20 protein-coding genes are annotated in these 19,837 nt (G+C 45.9%); 4 read left to right on the forward strand and 16 right to left on the reverse strand.

Translation table 11 applies throughout. The features are described from left to right. Nucleotides 1-129 precede the first annotated feature (129 nt). From NDI33_RS23665 to NDI33_RS23675, 3 genes are read right to left on the reverse strand one after another with little or no spacing between them, the layout of a single operon-like run. Nucleotides 130-687: a DJ-1/PfpI family protein gene (locus tag NDI33_RS23665; protein WP_190672783.1), complete on the reverse strand. Its 558-nt coding sequence runs from the start codon at nucleotides 685-687 to the stop codon at nucleotides 130-132. A 27-nt stretch (nucleotides 688-714) separates the two neighbouring features. Further along, entirely contained in the window at nucleotides 715-1,017 is a 303-nt protein-coding gene (gene ureA, locus NDI33_RS23670; protein ID WP_190672786.1) for an urease subunit gamma, read from the reverse strand. A gap of 49 nt (nucleotides 1,018-1,066) precedes the next feature. Then, nucleotides 1,067-1,954, reverse strand: coding sequence for an urease accessory protein UreD (locus tag NDI33_RS23675; RefSeq protein WP_190672789.1), 888 nt, complete (start codon nucleotides 1,952-1,954; stop codon nucleotides 1,067-1,069). Nucleotides 1,955-2,066: 112 nt separating this feature from the next. Between NDI33_RS23675 and NDI33_RS23680 the strand changes: the two genes are divergently transcribed. Beyond that, a complete protein-coding gene (locus NDI33_RS23680; RefSeq protein ID WP_190672792.1) occupies nucleotides 2,067-2,888 on the forward strand; it encodes a hypothetical protein in 822 nt (273 codons plus the stop codon). 123 nt (nucleotides 2,889-3,011) lie between these two features. Here NDI33_RS23680 and NDI33_RS23685 read toward each other — a convergent pair whose 3' ends face one another. The 11 genes from NDI33_RS23685 to holA all read right to left on the reverse strand — a co-directional run bounded on the left by NDI33_RS23685 (nucleotide 3,012) and on the right by holA (nucleotide 15,023). Beyond that, the gene (locus NDI33_RS23685) at nucleotides 3,012-5,132 is read right to left on the reverse strand and encodes an ATP-binding protein (RefSeq protein ID WP_190672795.1); all 2,121 of its coding nucleotides are present in this window, start codon (nucleotides 5,130-5,132) and stop codon (nucleotides 3,012-3,014) included. Nucleotides 5,133-5,307: 175 nt separating this feature from the next. Beyond that, nucleotides 5,308-6,009 (reverse strand): urea ABC transporter ATP-binding subunit UrtE, encoded by a 702-nt coding sequence (gene urtE, locus NDI33_RS23690; RefSeq protein ID WP_190672853.1) that lies wholly within the window; start codon nucleotides 6,007-6,009, stop codon nucleotides 5,308-5,310. A gap of 203 nt (nucleotides 6,010-6,212) precedes the next feature. Then, the gene (gene urtD, locus NDI33_RS23695) at nucleotides 6,213-6,974 is read right to left on the reverse strand and encodes an urea ABC transporter ATP-binding protein UrtD (protein ID WP_190440242.1); all 762 of its coding nucleotides are present in this window, start codon (nucleotides 6,972-6,974) and stop codon (nucleotides 6,213-6,215) included. Next, the gene (gene urtC, locus NDI33_RS23700; protein WP_190672798.1) at nucleotides 6,949-8,079 is read right to left on the reverse strand and encodes an urea ABC transporter permease subunit UrtC; all 1,131 of its coding nucleotides are present in this window, start codon (nucleotides 8,077-8,079) and stop codon (nucleotides 6,949-6,951) included. The genes urtD and urtC overlap by 26 nt, the downstream gene beginning before the upstream one ends. A gap of 63 nt (nucleotides 8,080-8,142) precedes the next feature. Next, nucleotides 8,143-9,303, reverse strand: coding sequence for an urea ABC transporter permease subunit UrtB (gene urtB / locus NDI33_RS23705; RefSeq protein ID WP_190440244.1), 1,161 nt, complete (start codon nucleotides 9,301-9,303; stop codon nucleotides 8,143-8,145). A gap of 295 nt (nucleotides 9,304-9,598) precedes the next feature. After that, the gene (gene urtA / locus NDI33_RS23710) at nucleotides 9,599-10,933 is read right to left on the reverse strand and encodes an urea ABC transporter substrate-binding protein (RefSeq protein WP_190672801.1); all 1,335 of its coding nucleotides are present in this window, start codon (nucleotides 10,931-10,933) and stop codon (nucleotides 9,599-9,601) included. A 140-nt stretch (nucleotides 10,934-11,073) separates the two neighbouring features. Continuing rightward, a complete protein-coding gene (ureG, locus tag NDI33_RS23715) occupies nucleotides 11,074-11,691 on the reverse strand; it encodes an urease accessory protein UreG (protein ID WP_190410213.1) in 618 nt (205 codons plus the stop codon). Between the two features lie 103 nt (nucleotides 11,692-11,794). Beyond that, complete coding sequence (locus tag NDI33_RS23720; protein ID WP_190672804.1) at nucleotides 11,795-12,496, reverse strand: urease accessory protein UreF; 702 nt, start codon at nucleotides 12,494-12,496, stop codon at nucleotides 11,795-11,797. Between the two features lie 146 nt (nucleotides 12,497-12,642). Beyond that, nucleotides 12,643-13,086, reverse strand: a complete 444-nt coding sequence (ureE, locus tag NDI33_RS23725) for an urease accessory protein UreE (protein ID WP_190410211.1) — start codon at nucleotides 13,084-13,086, stop codon at nucleotides 12,643-12,645. 98 nt (nucleotides 13,087-13,184) lie between these two features. Beyond that, complete coding sequence (locus tag NDI33_RS23730; protein ID WP_190410210.1) at nucleotides 13,185-13,664, reverse strand: DUF4168 domain-containing protein; 480 nt, start codon at nucleotides 13,662-13,664, stop codon at nucleotides 13,185-13,187. Between the two features lie 339 nt (nucleotides 13,665-14,003). Then, the gene (holA, locus tag NDI33_RS23735; protein ID WP_190672807.1) at nucleotides 14,004-15,023 is read right to left on the reverse strand and encodes a DNA polymerase III subunit delta; all 1,020 of its coding nucleotides are present in this window, start codon (nucleotides 15,021-15,023) and stop codon (nucleotides 14,004-14,006) included. Nucleotides 15,024-15,057: 34 nt separating this feature from the next. Here holA and NDI33_RS23740 point away from each other — a divergent pair, with 34 nt between their 5' ends. The 3 genes from NDI33_RS23740 to cbiE all read left to right on the forward strand — a co-directional run bounded on the left by NDI33_RS23740 (nucleotide 15,058) and on the right by cbiE (nucleotide 17,885). Continuing rightward, nucleotides 15,058-15,843 carry a DUF1868 domain-containing protein gene (locus NDI33_RS23740; protein WP_190410208.1) on the forward strand — a complete coding sequence of 262 codons (786 nt, stop codon included), beginning with the start codon at nucleotides 15,058-15,060 and terminating at the stop codon, nucleotides 15,841-15,843. Nucleotides 15,844-15,895: 52 nt separating this feature from the next. Beyond that, a complete protein-coding gene (locus tag NDI33_RS23745; RefSeq protein WP_190672808.1) occupies nucleotides 15,896-16,513 on the forward strand; it encodes a cobalt-precorrin-8X methylmutase in 618 nt (205 codons plus the stop codon). 94 nt (nucleotides 16,514-16,607) lie between these two features. After that, nucleotides 16,608-17,885, forward strand: a complete 1,278-nt coding sequence (gene cbiE / locus NDI33_RS23750) for a precorrin-6y C5,15-methyltransferase (decarboxylating) subunit CbiE (RefSeq protein WP_190672811.1) — start codon at nucleotides 16,608-16,610, stop codon at nucleotides 17,883-17,885. 17 nt (nucleotides 17,886-17,902) lie between these two features. Here cbiE and NDI33_RS23755 read toward each other — a convergent pair whose 3' ends face one another. Both NDI33_RS23755 and NDI33_RS23760 read right to left on the reverse strand, forming a co-directional pair. Next, nucleotides 17,903-18,784, reverse strand: coding sequence for a type II CAAX endopeptidase family protein (locus tag NDI33_RS23755; RefSeq protein ID WP_190672814.1), 882 nt, complete (start codon nucleotides 18,782-18,784; stop codon nucleotides 17,903-17,905). Between the two features lie 226 nt (nucleotides 18,785-19,010). Continuing rightward, nucleotides 19,011-19,439, reverse strand: a complete 429-nt coding sequence (locus tag NDI33_RS23760; RefSeq protein WP_190524196.1) for an AbrB family transcriptional regulator — start codon at nucleotides 19,437-19,439, stop codon at nucleotides 19,011-19,013. Nucleotides 19,440-19,837: the final 398 nt, after the last annotated feature.

Consider the following 19,837-nt stretch of genomic DNA (forward strand, 5'->3'; position numbering starts at 1 on the left):
GGATGCGACCATTTTTGACGGTTTGAGTAGATGCACAAATGGGACAGACGGGCATAAGAGGAAAATATCACAAAGAAACTCTTCTTCTCCATCATTACATCTTGGGCACTACCCCTTATTTTTGTAAGATCATGTCTGATAATCCATTTGCTGACGGATTTTCTCTTTAATCTCGTATCCGACGAACTTTTCACAAAGATATAAACCTAAATCAATTGCCGAAGTAACTCCTCTGGCGGTAATTACGTCACCTTCATCAACAATTCTTTTGTCTAGGACCGACTTACAATATTTTTGAAGGTCTTGAAAAGCATTGGGATGGGTTGTTGCTGTTTTTCCTTCTAAAAATCCTGCTGCACCGAGTAGTAAAGAACCCGTACACACAGAAACTTTGAACTTGCAAGTTGCTGAGGTTTTCAGCCATGTCATTAACTCAGGATCGTCAACTAAGTTTCGGGTGCCAATTCCACCGGGTACGATAATCATGTCGTAGGGTTGGAGAGATTCACCTACTTTATTCGGAGTGAAACGAAGTCCAGCGTTATCGCTGACTTCTTGAGAATGGGCACAAATATCCCATTCCAAATCGGCTATAAAATTCATTGTCTTGAGACGAGTAACTGGATCGTAAACTCCAATAAAATCTAAAGCGGTCATTCCCGTGTAAATGATAAATGCAACCTTCATAAACAATCCTTCAAGCTACGGGATTATCTAACGAATTGGGTTGTGAACTGTAACCAGTTTTGTACCATCGGGGAATGTAGCTTCTACCTGCACTTCATGTATCATTTCTGGCACACCTTCCATTACTTCTTCCCGTGACAGTAGTGTTGTCCCATAACTCATTAAATCGGCAACGGTGCGTCCATCTCTAGCGCCTTCTAGAATGCCAGCAGAAATATAAGCGATCGCTTCTGGGTAATTCAGTTTTAAACCTCTTCCCTTGCGGCGTTCCGCTAATAGTGCCGCCGTAAAAATCAACAGCTTATCTTTTTCCTGTGGCGTCAGTTGCATTGATAACCTCTTACATTCTTTCGTGTTCTCTATGTCTACTACGATTCGCTCAAATTTGCCAAACTCTCGGTGGACAAGCAGGGCGTTCTAAAAAGTGCAATCGCAGCAAATTCCAAATATCTATAAACCAGTTTCGCACCTGGGAAGTAGAAGAACCGCGATAGCGACACAATAGCCCAGCAGGAAGACGAGTAATGCCTGCTTGGTGAAGATTTTCCCCTGTCCCTTTCTTAAAAAAGGGTGAATGATTCCCTAGATTTCGTGCTTTTTCTACAATCTCTGGTGACACCGCTTGCCCAATCCAGACTAAACTCGCTACAACGGATTGCCCAGCTAAACCGTGAGGACTGTCGAGGATTTCTGTCCCGCCGGGTAACCATTGCCTGTCAATCCACAGAGGGCGTCCTTGCTGCCAGATTTCAGTATGCGATCGCCACTCTCCGTGTAAGAATCTCTCCCCTCTGGCACTGCGTCCAAAGCGTGTAATTTCCCAACCCAGCCAACTTGCTTCTGGAGCTAATTCTACCCGCAAGTCTTGTCGATACATCGCACCGTCAAAAATAATTGTTTCCTGCGGTAGCCACTCCAAAGTAGCACCCGCGTTCACCTCGATTTCAATCCTTTGACTCGCTGGCAATCCATTGCTGCGATAAACCTTACCGGCGGCAGCGGTAGTGATTAAGGCTTGGGCGTTGGGTTGGAGGTGGAAATTAAGCGATAAGCGATCGCCCCCCACAACACCCCCCGCTGTATGCAAAATTACACTATGACAAATCTCCGACCCTTCTGGATAAAATGGGCGCTGTACCTTCAGCGGTGCTTTTACGCGATCGCTAATCACCTGGGTTTTGCTTTGGGTTTTAGAAAACTCCAAGTTAAGAATGCCGTGCCATCCAGAGGATGAGGGATTTGCTACTGCCGGATCGAGGTCTTTCATTAAATTTGGTGTATAAATTGTTAATTTTTTACTCCGGAAAATCATCTTAAACAAAAATACCATTAAACTCGATTCAACCGAATATTCTTAAGTCTTTATACTGGAGATTCTTATGGCAGCTATCAGCTTTGAAAACTTAAAAAACGAATACCAGCAACTCTTTGATAGCTGCAAAATCACTAAAAATAAAATTGAGCAAGTAGATAATATTTTAGATACCATTGATACAAATCGGGCTAGATATGATGCGGTAGCGAAAAGACTGGCGATTCCCTGGTATGTGATAGCCATTATTCACAACATGGAATCTTCCTTAAATTTCAATACTCACCTGCATAATGGAGATCCGCTGACAAGAAAAACTATACGCGAACCAAAAGATCGCCCGTCTAGTGGGAATCCTCCTTTTACATGGGAAGAAAGTGCCATTGATGCTTTAACTTTTGATAAATTTGACCAATGGAAAAATTGGAGCCTTCCAAACATTCTTTTTAAGTTAGAAGGCTACAACGGTTGGGGTTATCGCCTCTACCATTCTGATGTTCTTTCACCTTATTTGTGGAGTGCTTCAAACCACTATACTAAAGGAAAATACGTTGACGATGGCACCTGGTCAAATACAGCCGTATCGCAGCAATACGGTGCCGCCGTACTTCTGCGCCGAATGATCGATCGAGGAACAATTACTTGGGATAATCCAGAAACCAGTGAGGTTGGAGAAAAAGATGTAGATATCCAACCTGGCGAAAAGCAACCTTTGGTATATTATTCACCAGATTCTAAGATTGATAACGGCAAAGAACTGCAACAGTTTTTAAATCAATTTTCAGGAATTTATTTAAGTGTAGATGGTTGCCTTGGTGATAAAACTTCCGAGGCTTTTAAAAAAGTTACTGGTTACTATCTCTTTGGAGATCCTAGAAATCAAAATTAATTTTAAATAGCAAATAAAATAGTAATTTTCTAATTGGTAAGTATTGCTTATTAAGTGCAAAAAATCCGATAAATTAAAACTTACTAGCTTGTTGATTGCTAAGAAAAAGGCAATCAGCACCTTTTAGGGATTACCAATTGGATTGTTTAACTTAATGGGTAATTCAATGATAACTTCTGTTCCCTGCCCCGGTTCGGAGATAATAGCAATACGTCCTTGATGATGTTCTAATATTTGATAACATACAGTTAGTCCTAAACCTATGCCTTTTCCGACAGTTTTGGTTGTAAAGAAAGGGTCAAATATTTTTGATTTAATCGCTGTTGGAATCCCGGAACCGTTATCTTTAATTTTGATAATTATTTGCTTAGCTGCACTAAATTCAGTTTTAATGTAAATCCGTTTTTCGGGTTGCTCTTTGAAAGTTTCCAGAGCATCAATTGCATTGCTGAAAATATTCATAAATACCTGGTTAAGCTGCGCCGGATAGCATTCAACGGGTGGCAGAACGCCGTACTGCTTAACTACCTGAATCTCTGGATTTCCCTCCGCCTTCCAGTCTCCGCCTGATTGCAAGCGATGCTGCACAATTAGCAAACTGCTATCAATTCCTTCATGAATGTTGACGCGCTTCCTTTCAGCTTCATCGAGTCGGGAAAAGTTTCGCAGTAATAGAATAATTTGACGAATGCGATCGCTGCCAGCCCTCATTGAAGTAATAATTTTAGGCAGATCGTCCGTTAAAAAATCGAGATCGATGTCCTCAATATATTGCTGTATTTCAGCATCAGGATAACTTTTTTGATAGCGTTGTACGAGGTTCAGTAGATTTTTTGTGTAGTCACTGATATGGGGAAGATTACCATAAATAAAATTAATCGGATTGTTAATTTCGTGGGCAATGCCAGCAACAAGTTGACCCAAACTAGACATTTTTTCAGTTTGAATGAGTTGCGCCTGCGCCCTTCCCAAATTGCGTAATGCTTGACTGAGCTGTTGAGCGTTGGTAGTTAATTCAGTATTCAGTTGCTGTAGTTGGTCGTGGGCTTGCTGTAATTGCTGGTTTTTTTGCGAAAGCTCTTCAGTACGCTGTTGCACCCGTTCTTCAAGAGTCTGACGCGCCTGTTCTAGTTCCTCAGTACGCTTTGCAACTCGTTGCTCTAGGTTTCCGATGAGGGCTTTTAGCGCCTGAGCCATTTCTTGATAAGCATGAGCAAGTTGACCGATTTCACCACCCGCGCCGATACCGGGAATGGGGGTAGTCAAATCGCCTGCGGCTAAGGTTTTACTGCGTTCAGAGAGCTGGATAATCGGGTTGCCGATTTGTTTGGCTAGCAAATGTGCGATCGCAATCGATAACAAGGTAGCCAATCCCAGTCCTAGCCAAATCACACGGTTTAGGTTGATGGAAGCTTGATTAAAATACTTTGAGACAATTTGAATTTTGGCAATGGCAATAGGCTGATTGCGGGAAGTAATCGGAGCATATATCGTATTCAAACCAGATTTTGGTTCGATCCGATAAACTGTTTTACCTTTTTGAATCTTGCGTAACACCTGCGACTTTAAATTTACTTGTTCCCAAGGCTCAATGCTGGATTTGGTATTGCTAGAAATGATTGATTTGCCATCTAGAGAAATAACTTGCAGTTTAGTGGTAGGTTGAGAGAAATTAAGAAAGTTACGCAACCAAGTTTCATCTAAATTTTGCCCTAAAATCAAAGTTCCGGGTGACTTCCCCGTACCATCGCTGTTGTAAACAGGCGCTGTTGAAAAGAGCAATATCTGAGGCAAGCCGCTATCAATCAACATCGTCGTTGGCTTGTTGGTAGCGATCGCATCTGTTATCCGCTCAGCTACATTCGGAATTCGCAAAGCGTCACCCCGCTCTCCCAAAATCTCTCCCCTACGATCCACCACTTTCACATGATCGACATCGGTAGAAAGAACAAGTTGCTCGGAGACTTCCTTTTTTATCCAAGCCTCATCTCGCTTCCCAATTGCGTTGTATAAATCTGTCCAGATTGCATAGCTAGAGGATAAATTTTGCAATCCTTTCTCAGTAGCCGCAGTGTATCCCCGAAAGGCTAAAACTTGATCGTCGAGCCGAGTCTTTTCTAAGTCGATGAGCGGCTGCTGCACAAACCGCCACGCTACAGCACTCAGGAACATCACGGGTAGCAAAGATGCCCCAAAGGTAAAAATTAGCAGCTTGGGTTGAAGCTGTTGCAGCCGCTTGAACATCTCTGAGTTAATATAGATGCGGTGTTTCGTTCTCCAGACAGATAATCTGTCATAAGGCTCTCCACAGTTTAGCGGCTGTGAGAGTAAACTGACCGCTCTATTTTCGGAGGCGTAAAAGCGCCTACCTTGGTTGCAAGTTCTACGGTTTATTCGCAAAGATTTTTAGCTATGTGCGTCAGACAGCCAGAAACCGTTGAATTACATCCTGACTGAGTTCGCTAGTCGAGCCAGACGCGACGATACCGCCTTTTTGCATCGCGTAGTACCGATCTGCTTGTCGGACAAAATGCAAGTGTTGCTCGACCAATAAAACAGAAATGCCGGTAGATTCAATAATGCGGCGCACTGCTGCTTCTATTTCTAAAATAATCGAGGGTTGAATACCTTCTGTGGGTTCATCCAGTACAAGTAACCGCGGCTTCCCCATCAAAGCGCGAGCGATCGCGAGTTGCTGTTGTTGTCCTCCACTTAAATCGCCACCCATCCGAGACAGCATCGTTTTTAAAACGGGAAAGAGGGAAAAGATTTCTTCTGGGATTTCTTCCTTACCATTTCTACCCTCCCGTCGCGCCTCCAAACCCAGCAACAAATTTTCTTTCACTGTCAATCGCGAGATAATTTCCCGTCCTTGAGGAACGTAGCCAATCCCTATTCGTGCCCGTTTATCTGGCGTTTTGTTAGTTATCGGTTCCCCAGCAAATGTAATCATGCCGTTATGAGGTTTCAGTAACCCCATAATTGTCTTGAGTAGAGTAGTTTTGCCGACGCCATTGCGCCCAATCAAGCACACCATTTGTCCAGTTGGTACGCTCAGATCAACATTGCGGAGAATGTGACTTTCACCGTAGTAGACATTCAATCCGGAGACTTGCAGCATCAGTTGGGTTGGGGATTGGCTGCTCGGATGAGCGATCGCATCATTTACTTGAGTCATTATGCTTCTGTCAAACTAACCATATTTTTGTAATTTTTTCTCTGTCAACAGCTTAATTTTCTGGGTGAAGTTCCAAGAAAGCAACGCTATTAAGGCTATTGGATAATTAAAGGATGTGATTATTTTAAAGCTTGGTTGATTTAAAGCTACCCTAAAGAATTACTTTCTATTGGCTGCCCCAAATAAACTTCGATGACACGAGGATTGCTCTGCACTTCCTCAATTGTGCCTTCACACAGAACTGAACCCTCATGTAACACCGTTACTTTACGAGCAATTTGGCGCACAAATTCCATGTCATGCTCAATCACCAAAATAGAATGACTGTGCGCTAACGCGATTAGGAGTTCTCCAATATTGTCAGTTTCTTCATCAGTTAGCCCCGCAACGGGTTCATCAACCAACAATAAATCGGGCGATTGGGCAACTAACATCCCAATTTCTAAGCGTTGCTTCTCTCCGTGAGAAAGTAAACCAGCGCGGATATCTGCTTTCGCACTTAAGCCAATCGTTTCAAGTAAACTCATTACTTTGCTACGTTCGCCAGTAGCGGGACGCCCAAATAGCGTTGCTAAGACATTTTTATTACGATTGCAGCTAAGTTCTAGGTTTTCGCGGGGCGTCAGGTTGAGGTAAATGCGGGGGGTTTGGAACTTTCGCCCAATTCCCAATCGGGCGATTTGATGTTCGGAGAGTGCTTTCACATTTCTCCCCTTAAATAATACCCGTCCCTCAGTCGGTTGTACTTTGCCAGTAATGACATCCAAAAAGGTTGTTTTCCCGGCACCGTTTGGACCAATTACGACCCGTAATTCTCCGACATCCATGCTGAAATTCAGATGGTTCAGTGCTTTAAAACCATCAAAATTCACCGTTAAATTTTCAGTTTCTAATATTTTCGCGTTCATGCTGTACCTCTGGGTCTTCTTCAAGGCTGGGATAGGTTGCCATCTGCTTCCGCCCTAGAAGTGTCAGCAGGCGCTGGAAACCTTGATAGCGTAGCCAACCGACTACACCATCGGGAAGAACTGTTACCACAATTAGGAATAATGCTCCCTGGAAAAATACCCAAATACCTGGAAATTGCTCGCTCAAAAGACTTTTGGCAAAGTTGACTAATAGCGCCCCAAATATGGCTCCGATTAAGCTGGCACGACCTCCCACGGCTACCCAAATTACCATTTCAATCGAAAAAGCAATATCCATTGCTTTCGGTGAAATTAAACCCGATTGAAGGGTGAATAAAGCACCCCCAATTCCAGCCAGAGCAGCGGAAATCGCAAACACCACAACTTTAAATCCAGTGGGATTATAGCCAGAAAAGCGCATCCGGCTCTCATCATCCCGAATCGCAACCAGAACTCGTCCAAAGCGATCGCTAGTCAGCCACCGGCACAAAGCATAAGCACCTGCCAAAAATAAGACTGTTAGCGCGTAGAAAACAAATTGCGTCTGACTATCACTGACTGTTGCCCCTAATAATGTTTTGAAATTGGTTAAACCATTGGTGCCGTTAAAAAATCCCTGCTGCCCGTTGAAGAAATTAAAAAATACAATCGTCGCTGCTTGGGTCAAAATTGAGAAGTAAACGCCCCGAATCCGGTTGCGAAATACTAAATAACCCAATATTGCGGCTAATACAGCCGGAATTATCACAACGGCTGCGGCGGCAAAACTAAACGAATAAAACGGCTTCCAGAACCAAGGTAGGTCTGTAATGCCGAAGAGGCTCATAAATTCTGGTAAACCGTTCTTGAGAGGAGCTAATTGCAAGTGCATTGCCAAGGCATAGCCACCGAGCGCAAAAAATACACCATGCCCCAAACTGAGCATACCCGTATAGCCCCAAATTAAATCAATGCCGAGGGCAGCGATCGCTAACGCCAAAAATCGTGCTAGCAAGTTGAGACGAAAGCCTGTGAGAACTGCTGGCATTATGAAAATGAGGAGGAGAGCGATCGCAATCGTTATCCCCACTTCCATCAGCACCGCTCGTCTACGTTGCTGCTTCATGCCCTTAACTTCAAGAACCGCATCCAAAATCATCGCCTTGAGCCTCTACTCGATTGTCTTTGTTTAAGCATCAACGCTACGTCCCTTCTGTGGAAAAATCCCTCCTGGACGCACCTGAAGGAACGCAATAATTAAGGCGAATACCATCACCTTCGCCATACTGGTTGTGCCGAAAAACTCAAAGAAATCCACTAAAGGCTTTATCGGTGCCACCATCGGCACTAAGACTTTAGAACTGATTAAGTAGTTAATCGTGCCAATTCCCATCGCTGCCACAATACTGCCCACCAGCTTACCGACGCCACCGACAACAACCACCATAAATGTATCGACGATGTAGTTCTGCCCTGTATTTGGTCCCACTGAACCCAGCAAACTAATCGCACAACCGGCAATTCCAGCCAATCCAGAACCCAAAGCAAATGTAATGGCATCAACTTTGGCAGTAGGAATTCCTAAACAAGCACTCATACTACGATTCTGCATGACCGAGCGAATTCTTAAGCCCCATGAAGACCGTTGCAAAAATACATAAATTCCAGCAACACAAACAATGGTTAGCGCAATAATAAATAGCCGCGTATAGGGCATCTGCAACGTACCCAGCCGCAATCCTCCTCGTAACCAGTTGGGTGCCGTCACGTCTACATTTTGAGCGCCAAACCAAGGCTTGGTGACAGCCAATTTATAAGTTTGTCCCAAAACTGCACTTGTGGCACTTGCAACGCCTAGAGATATCGGCAACATGATTGCAATTACCCAGTTACGAATACGCTCAAAATCTGAGCGGCGGGACAGAATCCAAAAAGCGCCAAAAAACAAAAGGCAAAATATCCCAATGCCAATGACTAACACCCAGCTAACACTGCGAGCGAATTGCTGCAAAATCAGACTAACGCCCCAAGTTGCTAACAGGGTTTCTAGCGGGCGTCCGTAAAGATAACGAATCACTCCCCGTTCCAGAACTAATCCCACACCTGCTGTCACCAGGAAAGCCAAAATTAGCGCAAAAACAATATAGGTTTCAGACCAAGGCTTACCCAATATTTTGAAGCCATTTTGTACAACAAACGTTGTGTAGGCTCCTAGCATCATCAACTCACCGTGAGCTAAGTTAATGACACCCATGAGTCCAAAGACAATGGCTAGTCCCAGCGCTGAAATTAACAAAACCGCGCCGATGCTAATTCCATTAAAAATCCCATCCAGCAATCCTGCTATCACACCGCTTCCTCAGCCATTAATCATGGGTCATTAGTCATGGATCGTGAGTCATTAGTTATTAGCTTTCAAATCCCCTAGGTTGGGTTGAGGTAACGGATGCTGTTGGCATTAATTTTTGACCTCTCCCCACCCCAAACTCTACCCTTGTAGGGAAGAGGCTTCCAGACTCCCCCTTCCCTCATAGGGAAGGGGGATGGGGGGTTAGGTTCTTAATTAGCCAACACCATCAGGTAACGAAACCCAACCAATCTTCTCAAGATTGACGACTAATAACTAAGGACTAATTTTTAACCGCTTAAATTTTGTACTGACCACCTTTTTTGGAATCTGACCAGTCGCATCCCAAACCCTTAGTTGCAGCAACGAATTGGTTCCAAGGAACTGGCTTCACTGCTGATTTCGTCTCATAGACAATCTTAAAGAGACCATCATCTGCGACTTCACCTAGCCGTACAAACTTAGAAATGTGATGGTTACTTTCCATCGTTACAGTGCCTTCTGGAGCCTCAAACTTCTGACCAACCGCAGCCTTTCGCACTGCCTCTAAATCGTCAGCGGTTTTTGCTTTCTCGACAGCTTGTTTCCACAGATAAACAGCAATGTAAGCTGCTTCCATCGGGTCATTTGTTACCCGATCTGGACCGTATTTTGCCTTAAAAGCTTCGACAAATTTTTTATTCGCCGGGGTATCTACCGTTTGGAAGTAATTCCATGCGGCATATTGGCCTTTGAGATATTCTGTGCCAATTGCCTTGACTTCTTCTTCGGCAATACTGACAGACATTACGGGGTATTTATCTGGCCCTAATCCTGCACCTTGCATCTGCTTGAAGAAAGCCACATTACTATCTCCATTCAGGGTATTAAAAATGACCCCTCCCTCAGGCAGAGCCGCTTTAATTTTAGTGATGATGGGCGTAACTTCTGTATTGCCTAGGGGTAAGTAATCTTCCCCGACGGTTTCGCCGCCTTTTGCCTTTAACTGCTCTTTAATAATCGTATTCGCGGTACGCGGAAAAACGTAATCTGAGCCAACTAGGAAGAATTTTTTACCTTTATTCTGCAAGAGCCAATCGACTGCTGGCTCGATTTGTTGGTTGGGGGCAGCACCCGTATAGAAAATATTTTTGGAACACTCTTGACCCTCGTATTGCACGGGATACCAGAGCATATGACCTTTTTCTTCAAATACTGGCAGCACTGCTTTGCGGCTGGCGGAAGTCCAGCAGCCGAAAACGGTGACAACTTTATCCTGATCGATTAGCTTTCTCGCTTTCTCTGCAAAAGTAGGCCAGTCGGATTGACCATCTTCCTCAATTGCTTGAATTTGCTTGCCGAGGACGCCACCGGCTTTATTAATCTCCTCAATTGCCAACAGTTCGGCATCTACAACGCTGTTTTCGCTAATCGCCATCGTGCCGCTGCGAGAGTGCAGAATCCCGACTTTGATGGTGTTTCCTGCACCGGCAGCCGCAACGGATGTCGCGCTGGGAGAGGGAGACGCAGCCGTTGGGCTGGCAGTCTCAGAGGTGGAAGTGGGAGTGCTGCTACAAGCTTTGAGAAGAATACTGGTTCCCAGAGTAGCAGAACCGTATAGAAGAAATTTACGTCGCCCTAATCGCCTTGCCATACCGTTACCGTACTCCTGGCTGAATCAGCCCAATGATAGAGAACATATACAGTTAAGCAGTGATATTAGAGCGATGTTCTGGGAAAGAATTGTTATCAATGATACAAAGAATCGAATTTTTGGAACAGCTTTCGGAAAGGTCAGCTTGCGGTTTCTGAAATTTCGCCCAGATTTAGGCGGATAAAGTCCACCACAGCCGTTAATCCTTGCTGAGTCTTCAAATTCGTAAAGATAAAGGGTTTTTCTCCCCGCATCCTCCGCGCATCGCGTTCCATGACCCCTAAATCTGCTCCCACTTGAGGAGCAAGATCAATTTTGTTGATTGCTAAAAGATCGGATTTAGTAATTCCGGGACCACCTTTGCGCGGAATTTTGTCACCGGCTGCAACATCAATGACGTAAATTGTCAAGTCTACCAGTTCTGGGCTGAAGGTAGCCGCTAAGTTATCGCCGCCACTTTCTAAAAACACTAAGTCTAAATCGGGAAATCGCTGTTCCATTTGTTCAATGGCGGCGATGTTCATGGAAGCGTCTTCGCGGATGGCAGTATGGGGACAGCCGCCAGTTTCGACGCCAAGGATGCGATCGCTTTCCAAGGCGTGACTCCGCACTAAAAACTGGGCATCTTCCTGAGTATAAATATCATTCGTGACCACAGCAATTTGATATTTTTGCCGCATCGCCTTACACAAGGCTTCGACTAAGGCAGTTTTTCCCGAACCCACTGGGCCAGCAACTCCAACCCGAAAAGCATTCATAAAATTTGCGAATTGCGAATGGCTAATTGCTCATCGTAGCAAGGCAATTAACGATAAGCTATTCCCAGGTTTTACCAGCGATATGTTTTTGTGCCGATTTCTTTTAACTCCGAAATAAGCGCGTGTACTGTGTTTCGTGAGCGATACTCGCCAATGCTAATCCCCAGCCGCAACTACTCAGGGCGTCATCTTCTAACGCTAAAATTTCCTTGGCAGCCTGAATCAAGATGGGTTGTAGTTCTAGGAGTAGCTGTTGCCCAGCCGTTTGTCCGAGGGGAATTAATTTGACCCCGGCTGCGATCAAATTGGTTGCCCAGCTGTGTAAGTAGCCCAAGAGGGCAGATGCAGCGTCGATTTGCCAATGGGCGGTGGCAATGCCGAAAGCGATCGCATAATTACAAGGACTCCCAATTGCATCCACCATTGACCGAACCTGCGGCTGTAATTCCAAAAGCAATCGGATTAGCGATCGCCCCATCTGCCAACTTTGTGCTTGCAACTCCTGTGTTTCCTTAGCAGCAGATAACCAGACATTCCAGTAATTTAAAGCCTCTAAATCCCCGGCAATTGCCCCCCGATATCCCCGAATCATCACCGCTGCTTCCAACCGAATTGCCCCATAACCCAGTTCCTGTTTGAGCCAGTGTCCCAGATGTTGCAGGTTCTCAATTACACCAGCATCGACGAGGGTTTCCAGCCCTTCGGAATAGCTATAAGCACCTACCGGCAACGCGGGACTCACCAGTTGCATAAGACACAGCAGGTTAACTGGAGAATGGGGAATCGGTAATTGCTCGTTGGTCATTGTTGGTAGGTAGGGAGTGGGGAAGAGTTTTAGGATGAAGCCTAGAGTTTTGTATCGGTTCTCGTTAAAACTCAGACGCGATTATCGCGTTTCTAGAAATCAAAACTCAAAACTCAAAACTCCCCCATTACCGATTACCCAATTAACTAAGCGTGATGATGGTGTCCATAGGCACCCATTTCTGGATAAAAAGGCGAGATTTCCTCTCGTACCTCCATCCCCAGATGTTCTAGCATTGACTTTAAAACGGGGTCGGGAGACAACCGCAAATGAGTGGCAGCAATTTCTATCGGTACATGGCGATTGCCTAGATGATAAGCCGCCCGCAGCAAATCGAGGGGTTTCTGGGCAGTCGCAGTGAGAACGGGTTCCGGTTTAGCCACGATTCTCACGACGATATCACCGATTTCAGATTGAAGGAGATCGCGATCGCGCAACACGGTTCCTCTGGGTAAGCGCAGATACAAAGCTTGTCCCTCAGCAGTTTCAAAGCGATAGCGGCTGCGCGTGCGCTCCTCGGCAGTCAGAAAAAGAGTAAAGTTGACCGATGCATCCAAATTGGCGGGAAAGCGTTGCGTTATCGTTAGCATCACTGGAATCTTTAGTCAGCAAGTTATGGTGATGCTACTAACATCAGCACAGATGACATCAATATCCGAGTCAAGCAGGGTCAGCAAAAGTTTATTTTTTACTGAGCTTGCAGACGGATCATTTCATTTTTTATCTGTGCTGCTACCTCCGAATTTTTTTGCGCCTCCACCGTAATTTGATTAAATAATCCAATGGACAAACCGTTGCTCTCAACAATCTTTTGAGACTGTTTGCAGTAATTGATGGCAATGGCCTGGGCATTTCCTGGAAGCGATCGCAGGCTATTCGGCTGGCTGCAAGCAATATTTGGAGGGCTGCCCACGATTCTTTTGATCTCGTTATAGGCAGCTTGGCGACCCGGTTCCATCGCCAAAACAGCCCTGGCGAAGTTGCTTAAGTCCTTAGAGCTGAAGGGTGATTGAGCGTATGCCTGAGAACTAAAGTCAAGGCTATGAGAGCGCTCGGATAGACCGGGTGCAAAACCTAACAACAGACTTAGAGCAGCGAGAGTACCAACACTCAGGCATTGAGATAAGACTCGATTCAGAGAGCGACGTGAACTGTATAAAGTCATCATGATCTAGTGCGACCAAAAAATAGAAAATCAAAACACACACGGATTACTTTTTCTGAACTGTTTTAAGGGTGAGAAGTTCCAGCTAGAGATGGGCATTCGTAGATTTACATCTCGTGTTGGTACCTCAGAAAACAGAAGCCTTCTCCCTACGGAGTAAGGATCGAGTAGTAATCTACAACTAACTACGGATATTATGAGTGTGAGGATTTTACCACACTTTCGCATAAAAAGCGGGGTGTTACCAAAGCTGTAACGATTGGGTGGTATAGGTAGCGCTTTCCTCCCTACCTCTAGGTGTAAAGGGAGGGAGGAAAGAATTCTCTCTACGTGTTTATGCCTTCATTGATACAATTGACACAGTTCGATAACTTTCATTTGTAACGTTGAAATGGGGTCAGCTCCTCGCTTGAGGGCGACTTCCAATTCCAGGAGTAAGGGTAAGGTTAAGGTGAGTTGACGCACAGAGAAGTCTTTGACTTCTTGGCGCAGAAAGTAAATTCGTTTGGGGTTGCCGATTTCTGCCGCAGTGGCGATCGCCCGTTCATCTCGCTCACCGCTCTCTACCATCAGTTTCACCCACAACCAGGTACGAAATTGACCGATGAGGGTGGCGACAATCCGCAAAGCGGGTTCGTTATGACCGATTAAGTCGGCAACCAGCGAACAGGCGTGGGCGGTATTCCCCTTGGCGATCGCCGATGCGAGCTGCAAGCTGTTTTGGGTGTTAGAGGTTACTAGGGTAGCAACGACTTCGAGGGCGATCGCGTCTTGGGATACGCCTGCCTGGTCAGAAGCGGTGGGAAGAGGCTTCGGGATACCGGCGTAAACCTGCAACTTTTCCAGTTCGTTCCAAAGTTGTCTGGTATCATTTCCCACAGATTGGGCTAACAGTTCGGCAGCTGCGGGGGTTAGTTTTACACCGACTTGCTGGGCAACCTGACGCACCTTTTTTAGCAGTTCTTCAGTTTTCCAGGGCGGGATGAGCGAAAATTCTCGAATATCAGCATGGTTTTGCAGCAGCTTTGTAGACCGGAGACGCCCATCGGGTTTAGAGCGAGTCGTTAGCAAAAATACTGAAGACTCAGGAATCGCCGGTATCGTACGTTCCAGTTCAGCCAGCAGATCTTCCGAACAGTGCAGGCATATAGTAGTATCAACCAACCATACCAAACGGTAGGCGCTGCCAAAGGGTGGTGTCATTGCTTGGTTTAAAGCAGTGATGACCGCATCGGGTAGCGCTTGAGAAATTTTGTCATAGTTAAAGTTAGCCCATTGGGGGTCGAGAATGCGATCGCGCAGGGAGTCAACAGCTTTTTCCAGGGCAAAATCATCCTCACCCCAGTAGAGGTAAATTGGCATTAAAGCATCTCTGAAAAGTACGAGGCTATTAAGATTGGACGAGACTTATCACACTTATTTAAATCGGGTAGCACGGCTAACACTACCTGCAACCTACGAGTCCCAAGTACAGCATATACAGGAGTCTCCGAAGTTTAAGCCCTCCCCGTCAGGGACAAGACAAGCCGTGCCTTTCCCTGGCTATTCGGCGATCACGCCACCTGCGGGAGAAGAATCCGAGAATGCGACGTTTTACGAAAGCTTGAAAGCGTGCCAAGAGCAACTCCTACAGCAGCTAGATCCTGGTTTTATTGTGCCAGTCCCTGCTGAGAGTTTTCATGTGACCTTAGCAGATTTGATTTGGGACAGTGCTTATCGGCACACCACGAGTGAGAATCCGGAGTTTGAAGAACAACTGCGCGATCGCATTGCTCAAATTTTCGAGCAGTCCCAGCCATCTCTCACTGGCGGCAATCCGATGCTTTGGCAGTTGCTGGGGTTGATGGTAATGCCCCGTGCAGTCGCGGTTTGTTTAGTCCCCAAAGACGAAGGCACTTACGAGCGAATGTTGAAGTTTCGCCGGTTTATCTATCAAAGTCGGAGTTTGATAGAGTTGGGGATTGAACAGCAATATCGTTTTACTGCCCATGTGACGCTGGGCTATTTTGGCGATATTTCACCAGATTTGAACCGCGCTCGCTTGTGTGAAAAACTTTCTCAAATTAACAACCAATGGTTGGAAAATTCTCCAGAAATTTGGACACACCAAGCGCAATTGCGAAAATTTGACGATATGACCCGGTATTATCGGGAACCTGATTGGCCCGTTTTAACTTTTTAAAAACAATCGGCTAATAGCGGCTTACAAATCGCTATTAGCTGACTCCTGATTTATGAGCTTACCCATTCATCCCATCCTCCAGCAAAGTTTTGCTCTCATCGATCGAGAAATTGGCGAACACCGCTTTAGCCCCTCCGAGTACGCAATTGTACGTCGAGCCATCCACAGCACCGCTGATTTTGAATTTGCCCAATTAATTCGATTTAGTGAGGGGGCGATTGAAAGCGCGATCGCTGCCTTGCGGCGTCGTGTGCCGATTGTTACAGACGTTGGCATGGTCAAACAGGGAGTGGCGGGAATGGTGGCGCAAACCTTTAACAATCCCCTGGTTGCCGCTGTGGAACAAGCAAGCATTGCTCTCCCTGGCAAGACGCGCACGGAAACCGGCTTACTAAAATGTTGGCAAGAATTTCCAGAGGCAATTTATGCGATTGGTAATGCTCCCACTGCTCTGCTGGCTTTGTGTGCAGAGTTACCCTCGGCACCCATTCAACCGGCTTTAGTGATTGGCGCACCCGTTGGATTTATCTCCGTCGTAGAGTCTAAAGCGGTACTAGAAAAGACGCCCGTACCCCAAATTCGGATTGAGGGGCGCAAGGGCGGTTCACCGATTACCGCCGCGATTGTGAATGCTTTACTCCTATTGGCTTGGGAGGCAGAGGAATGTTAGGGATTCGCTGCCTATTTAGGGTCACGAAAAATCGATTTGCGTTGAGTCGGTATCGCAGCGACTTCCCGTCGTCCCGTGCATTCAGCCGCTATTCATGACACTGGTACACGTTGTTGGAATTGGCTTGGATGGTGCAGATGGGCTGAGTCATGGCGTGCGGGAGATTGTAGAGCAAGCGACGCTGTTAATTGGGAGCGATCGCCATCTCTCTTACTTTCCCAATTCCTCAGCCCAACGTCTGATTCTGGGTGACTTGACAAAGGTAGTTGAGGAAATTCGCGATCGCCTGTCTGCGGGTTCTGGCGGCATTGTCGTATTGGTGAGTGGCGATCCCCTCTTTTTTGGACTAGGACGGCTGTTGGTGGCACAACTACCCTCAGCAGAATTAACGTTTCATCCGCATCTGAGTTCGGTTCAGCTGGCTTTTAACCGGATTAAGGTTCCCTGGCAGGATGCGCGTGTCATCAGCGCCCACGGGCGATCGCTGGATGAGTTAACCCAAGCGCTGCAACAGGGCATTGAGAAGATTGCTGTATTAACCGATACTCAAAATACGCCGGAAGCGATCGCTGGTCTGTTACTCGCTTTAGATTTACCCAGCACTTATCAGTTCTGGGTTTGTGAAAATTTAGGTGGTGCTGATGAGCGAGTTCGGTCTTTTCCCTGTGCCGGGAGACAATTAATTACGGCTCTACAAGAGCAAGATTTTGCTTCTTTGAATGTCGTTGTCTTGCTACGTCCGTCTGATTCAGCGAGCAGGAGTGGGGACGCATTCCTACCGAATCTGGATGCCCTGCCGATGCTGGGAGTCCCGGATGGGAGTTTCTTGAGTTTTAGCGATCGCCCTGGCTTGATGACGAAGCGGGAAGTGCGGGTTCTTGTACTGGGAGAACTGGCGCTACAGCCGGGACAAATTATTTGGGATATTGGGGCAGGTACTGGCTCAGTTTCGATTGAGATTGCCCGTTTATTCCCCACTTCTCGCGTCTATGCGATTGAGAAAACGGCTGCTGGCACGATGTTAATTCAGCAGAACTGCGATCGCTTCCAAGTAGAAAATGTGATTCCTATTCATGGCAGCGCCCCAGAAGCTTTGTACAGCCTCCCGGCACCTAACCGCATCTTTATTGGCGGTAGCGGCGGTAATTTAACTGAAATTCTCGATACCTGTAATTCGCATTTAACTGCTTCAGGGCGCTTGGTACTGGCACTCGCCACGCTGGAACACCTGAATGAGACTTTGGGCTGGTTATCGCGTCAGCAATGGGATTATCAGTTGTTGCAAGTGCAGTTATCGCGTTCTGTGCCGGTGGGATCGCTGACTCGGTTTTCCCCGCTGAATCCCGTCACGATTCTGGCAGCAAATCGCTGATTTTAAAGATGCTCATTTTAAAGATAAATTTGCCAGATTAAAATCCCAGTTCCCAGCAGACAAAAAATCCCCGCACCACCCGCAAGAGGCTTTTCTCCCAAACCAGTTACCCAAGCCGGAACCATGCCAGTGTAGCGAATCACTCTCGTCGTATCCAAACTTGCGATCGCCCAAATCCATCCTGCATGAAGTCCCCATGCCAAGCCTAGATTCCCATCATCACAGACACGAGCCAGCACTAATACCATCCCCATCAGCCATAATCCCGGTAGCTGAGGCAATGTTTCCTGCTGTTCCCAAACCAAATGAAGCAGCGCAAAAATTAAGCTAGAAACTGCCGCCGCTACCCAAGTTGAATAATCTTGCTGGAGTTCCGTAAGCAGAAATCCCCGAAAAATTAACTCTTCAATTCCACTAATCAATAATCCCAATAACAATGTTGGGAGTAAGACAGATCCGACTACCGACCACAGATTTTGCGGTGGGTTCTGTGTATCTTCAGGGAGGGGATTCTCTTGAGATCGCCACTCGATCCAGCCCAACGCTTTTTGGATGCCAAACACCACTAACAGACTTAGCACCCCTAAAGCGAAGCCTTGTCCTAGTGAAATGAATATTGAAGCTTTCCAGCCCAACCCATAATCTGAAAAAAAAGCCCCCTCCACCCAAGCGGCACCCCAGACGATCGCAGGGGCAATTAAATAGAGCGAAGCTAATAAAGGGAGCTTTTGCTCTACAGCCAAGGGGTGAAAGGGTCGCCATTTTAGCACTGCTGCCAAAGGAATCGCAACTGGCAACCAAAGAACTAGCCAGACAATGAAGAAAGCGATCGCCTTCAACACAGCAGGAGTTCGTGGAAGTGATACCAGCCACCAATCGGCTCGATCAAAAATAGGCATTGTTAAAGACAGCTTTCATTGGCTCAAGCGTAACACCTCAAGTTTGGGAAAAAACTGCCTTATTTACCGCTGGGGGTAAGCATGAACCCCCGCAGCTTTTATGTCTAGTCCACAAAAGATGTATTTGCTTTCCCTAGGATGCTCCCTTGAAAGGAGAGGCAGTTGGTTCTTTCAAATTTCCCGATAAATTTGTTAGAAGCAACGCCATATCAGAAAGCATTACCGCTTATGATGCAGTCGCCTCCTCACTTTCGCTTTCATCACTGGTATCGTCTCCAGTCTTACTTCCGCCATCCACCTGAATTAGGTGAATATGCTTGTAACCCAGCTTAATTTCAAACTCATCACCAGGCTTTAATCCCATTGCCTCAGTGTAAGTTGCACCAATAACAATTTGACCATTTTTGTGTACGCTTACACGATAGGTTGGTTCGCGACCCCGACCATCTTTTGTTCCTTCTGGATCGAGGGGAACACCTTTCGCGCCTAAAACTGCGTCATAAAAGTCTGTTAAGTTGACGCGAGTCTGGTTGTTCTTTGTTACGGTGTAATAGCCACAGCGTTTTGCTGTTTCTCGCCGTGGTAAGTGTGAAAGCTCTTTTACTTTTTGAAGCAGTGCTTTCCCTGTCAATGGAGCTGTTGCGGTTTCACTCATCGCTATATGCAAAATACACTTCAATCTACAGTATAGTAAAGAGTGTCTAATGCCAATATTTGGCTGACTAAAAAAATATATCGTTAAATCACTCAACTTTCACAAGGATATTTACAAGAGCATCCTCCAAATTCTTAGATTGCAGCAAAATTGCGTAATTGGGTAAAAGTTGAGGTTCTTACTACCAGATAGCAGATCGTTAAAGGACAGACTAGAGACTAGAGACTAGAGATTTTGTAAAGTTTAAAGTATAAAGTGTAAAGTATTTACTTCTGAAAATCTATCTTTTGGAGGGGAAGACAGGAGAGCTGTCTGTTTTATCCTTCAAGCCTTCAGCATCTAAAAATCAGCTACACCCCTTAGTCTAGTCATGCCAAACAAAGCTCCTATTTGTCTAC

Source organism: Trichocoleus sp. DQ-A1, assembly GCF_039961955.1.
In the GTDB taxonomy this organism is placed as follows: Bacteria; Cyanobacteriota; Cyanobacteriia; order Cyanobacteriales; family FACHB-T130; genus FACHB-T130.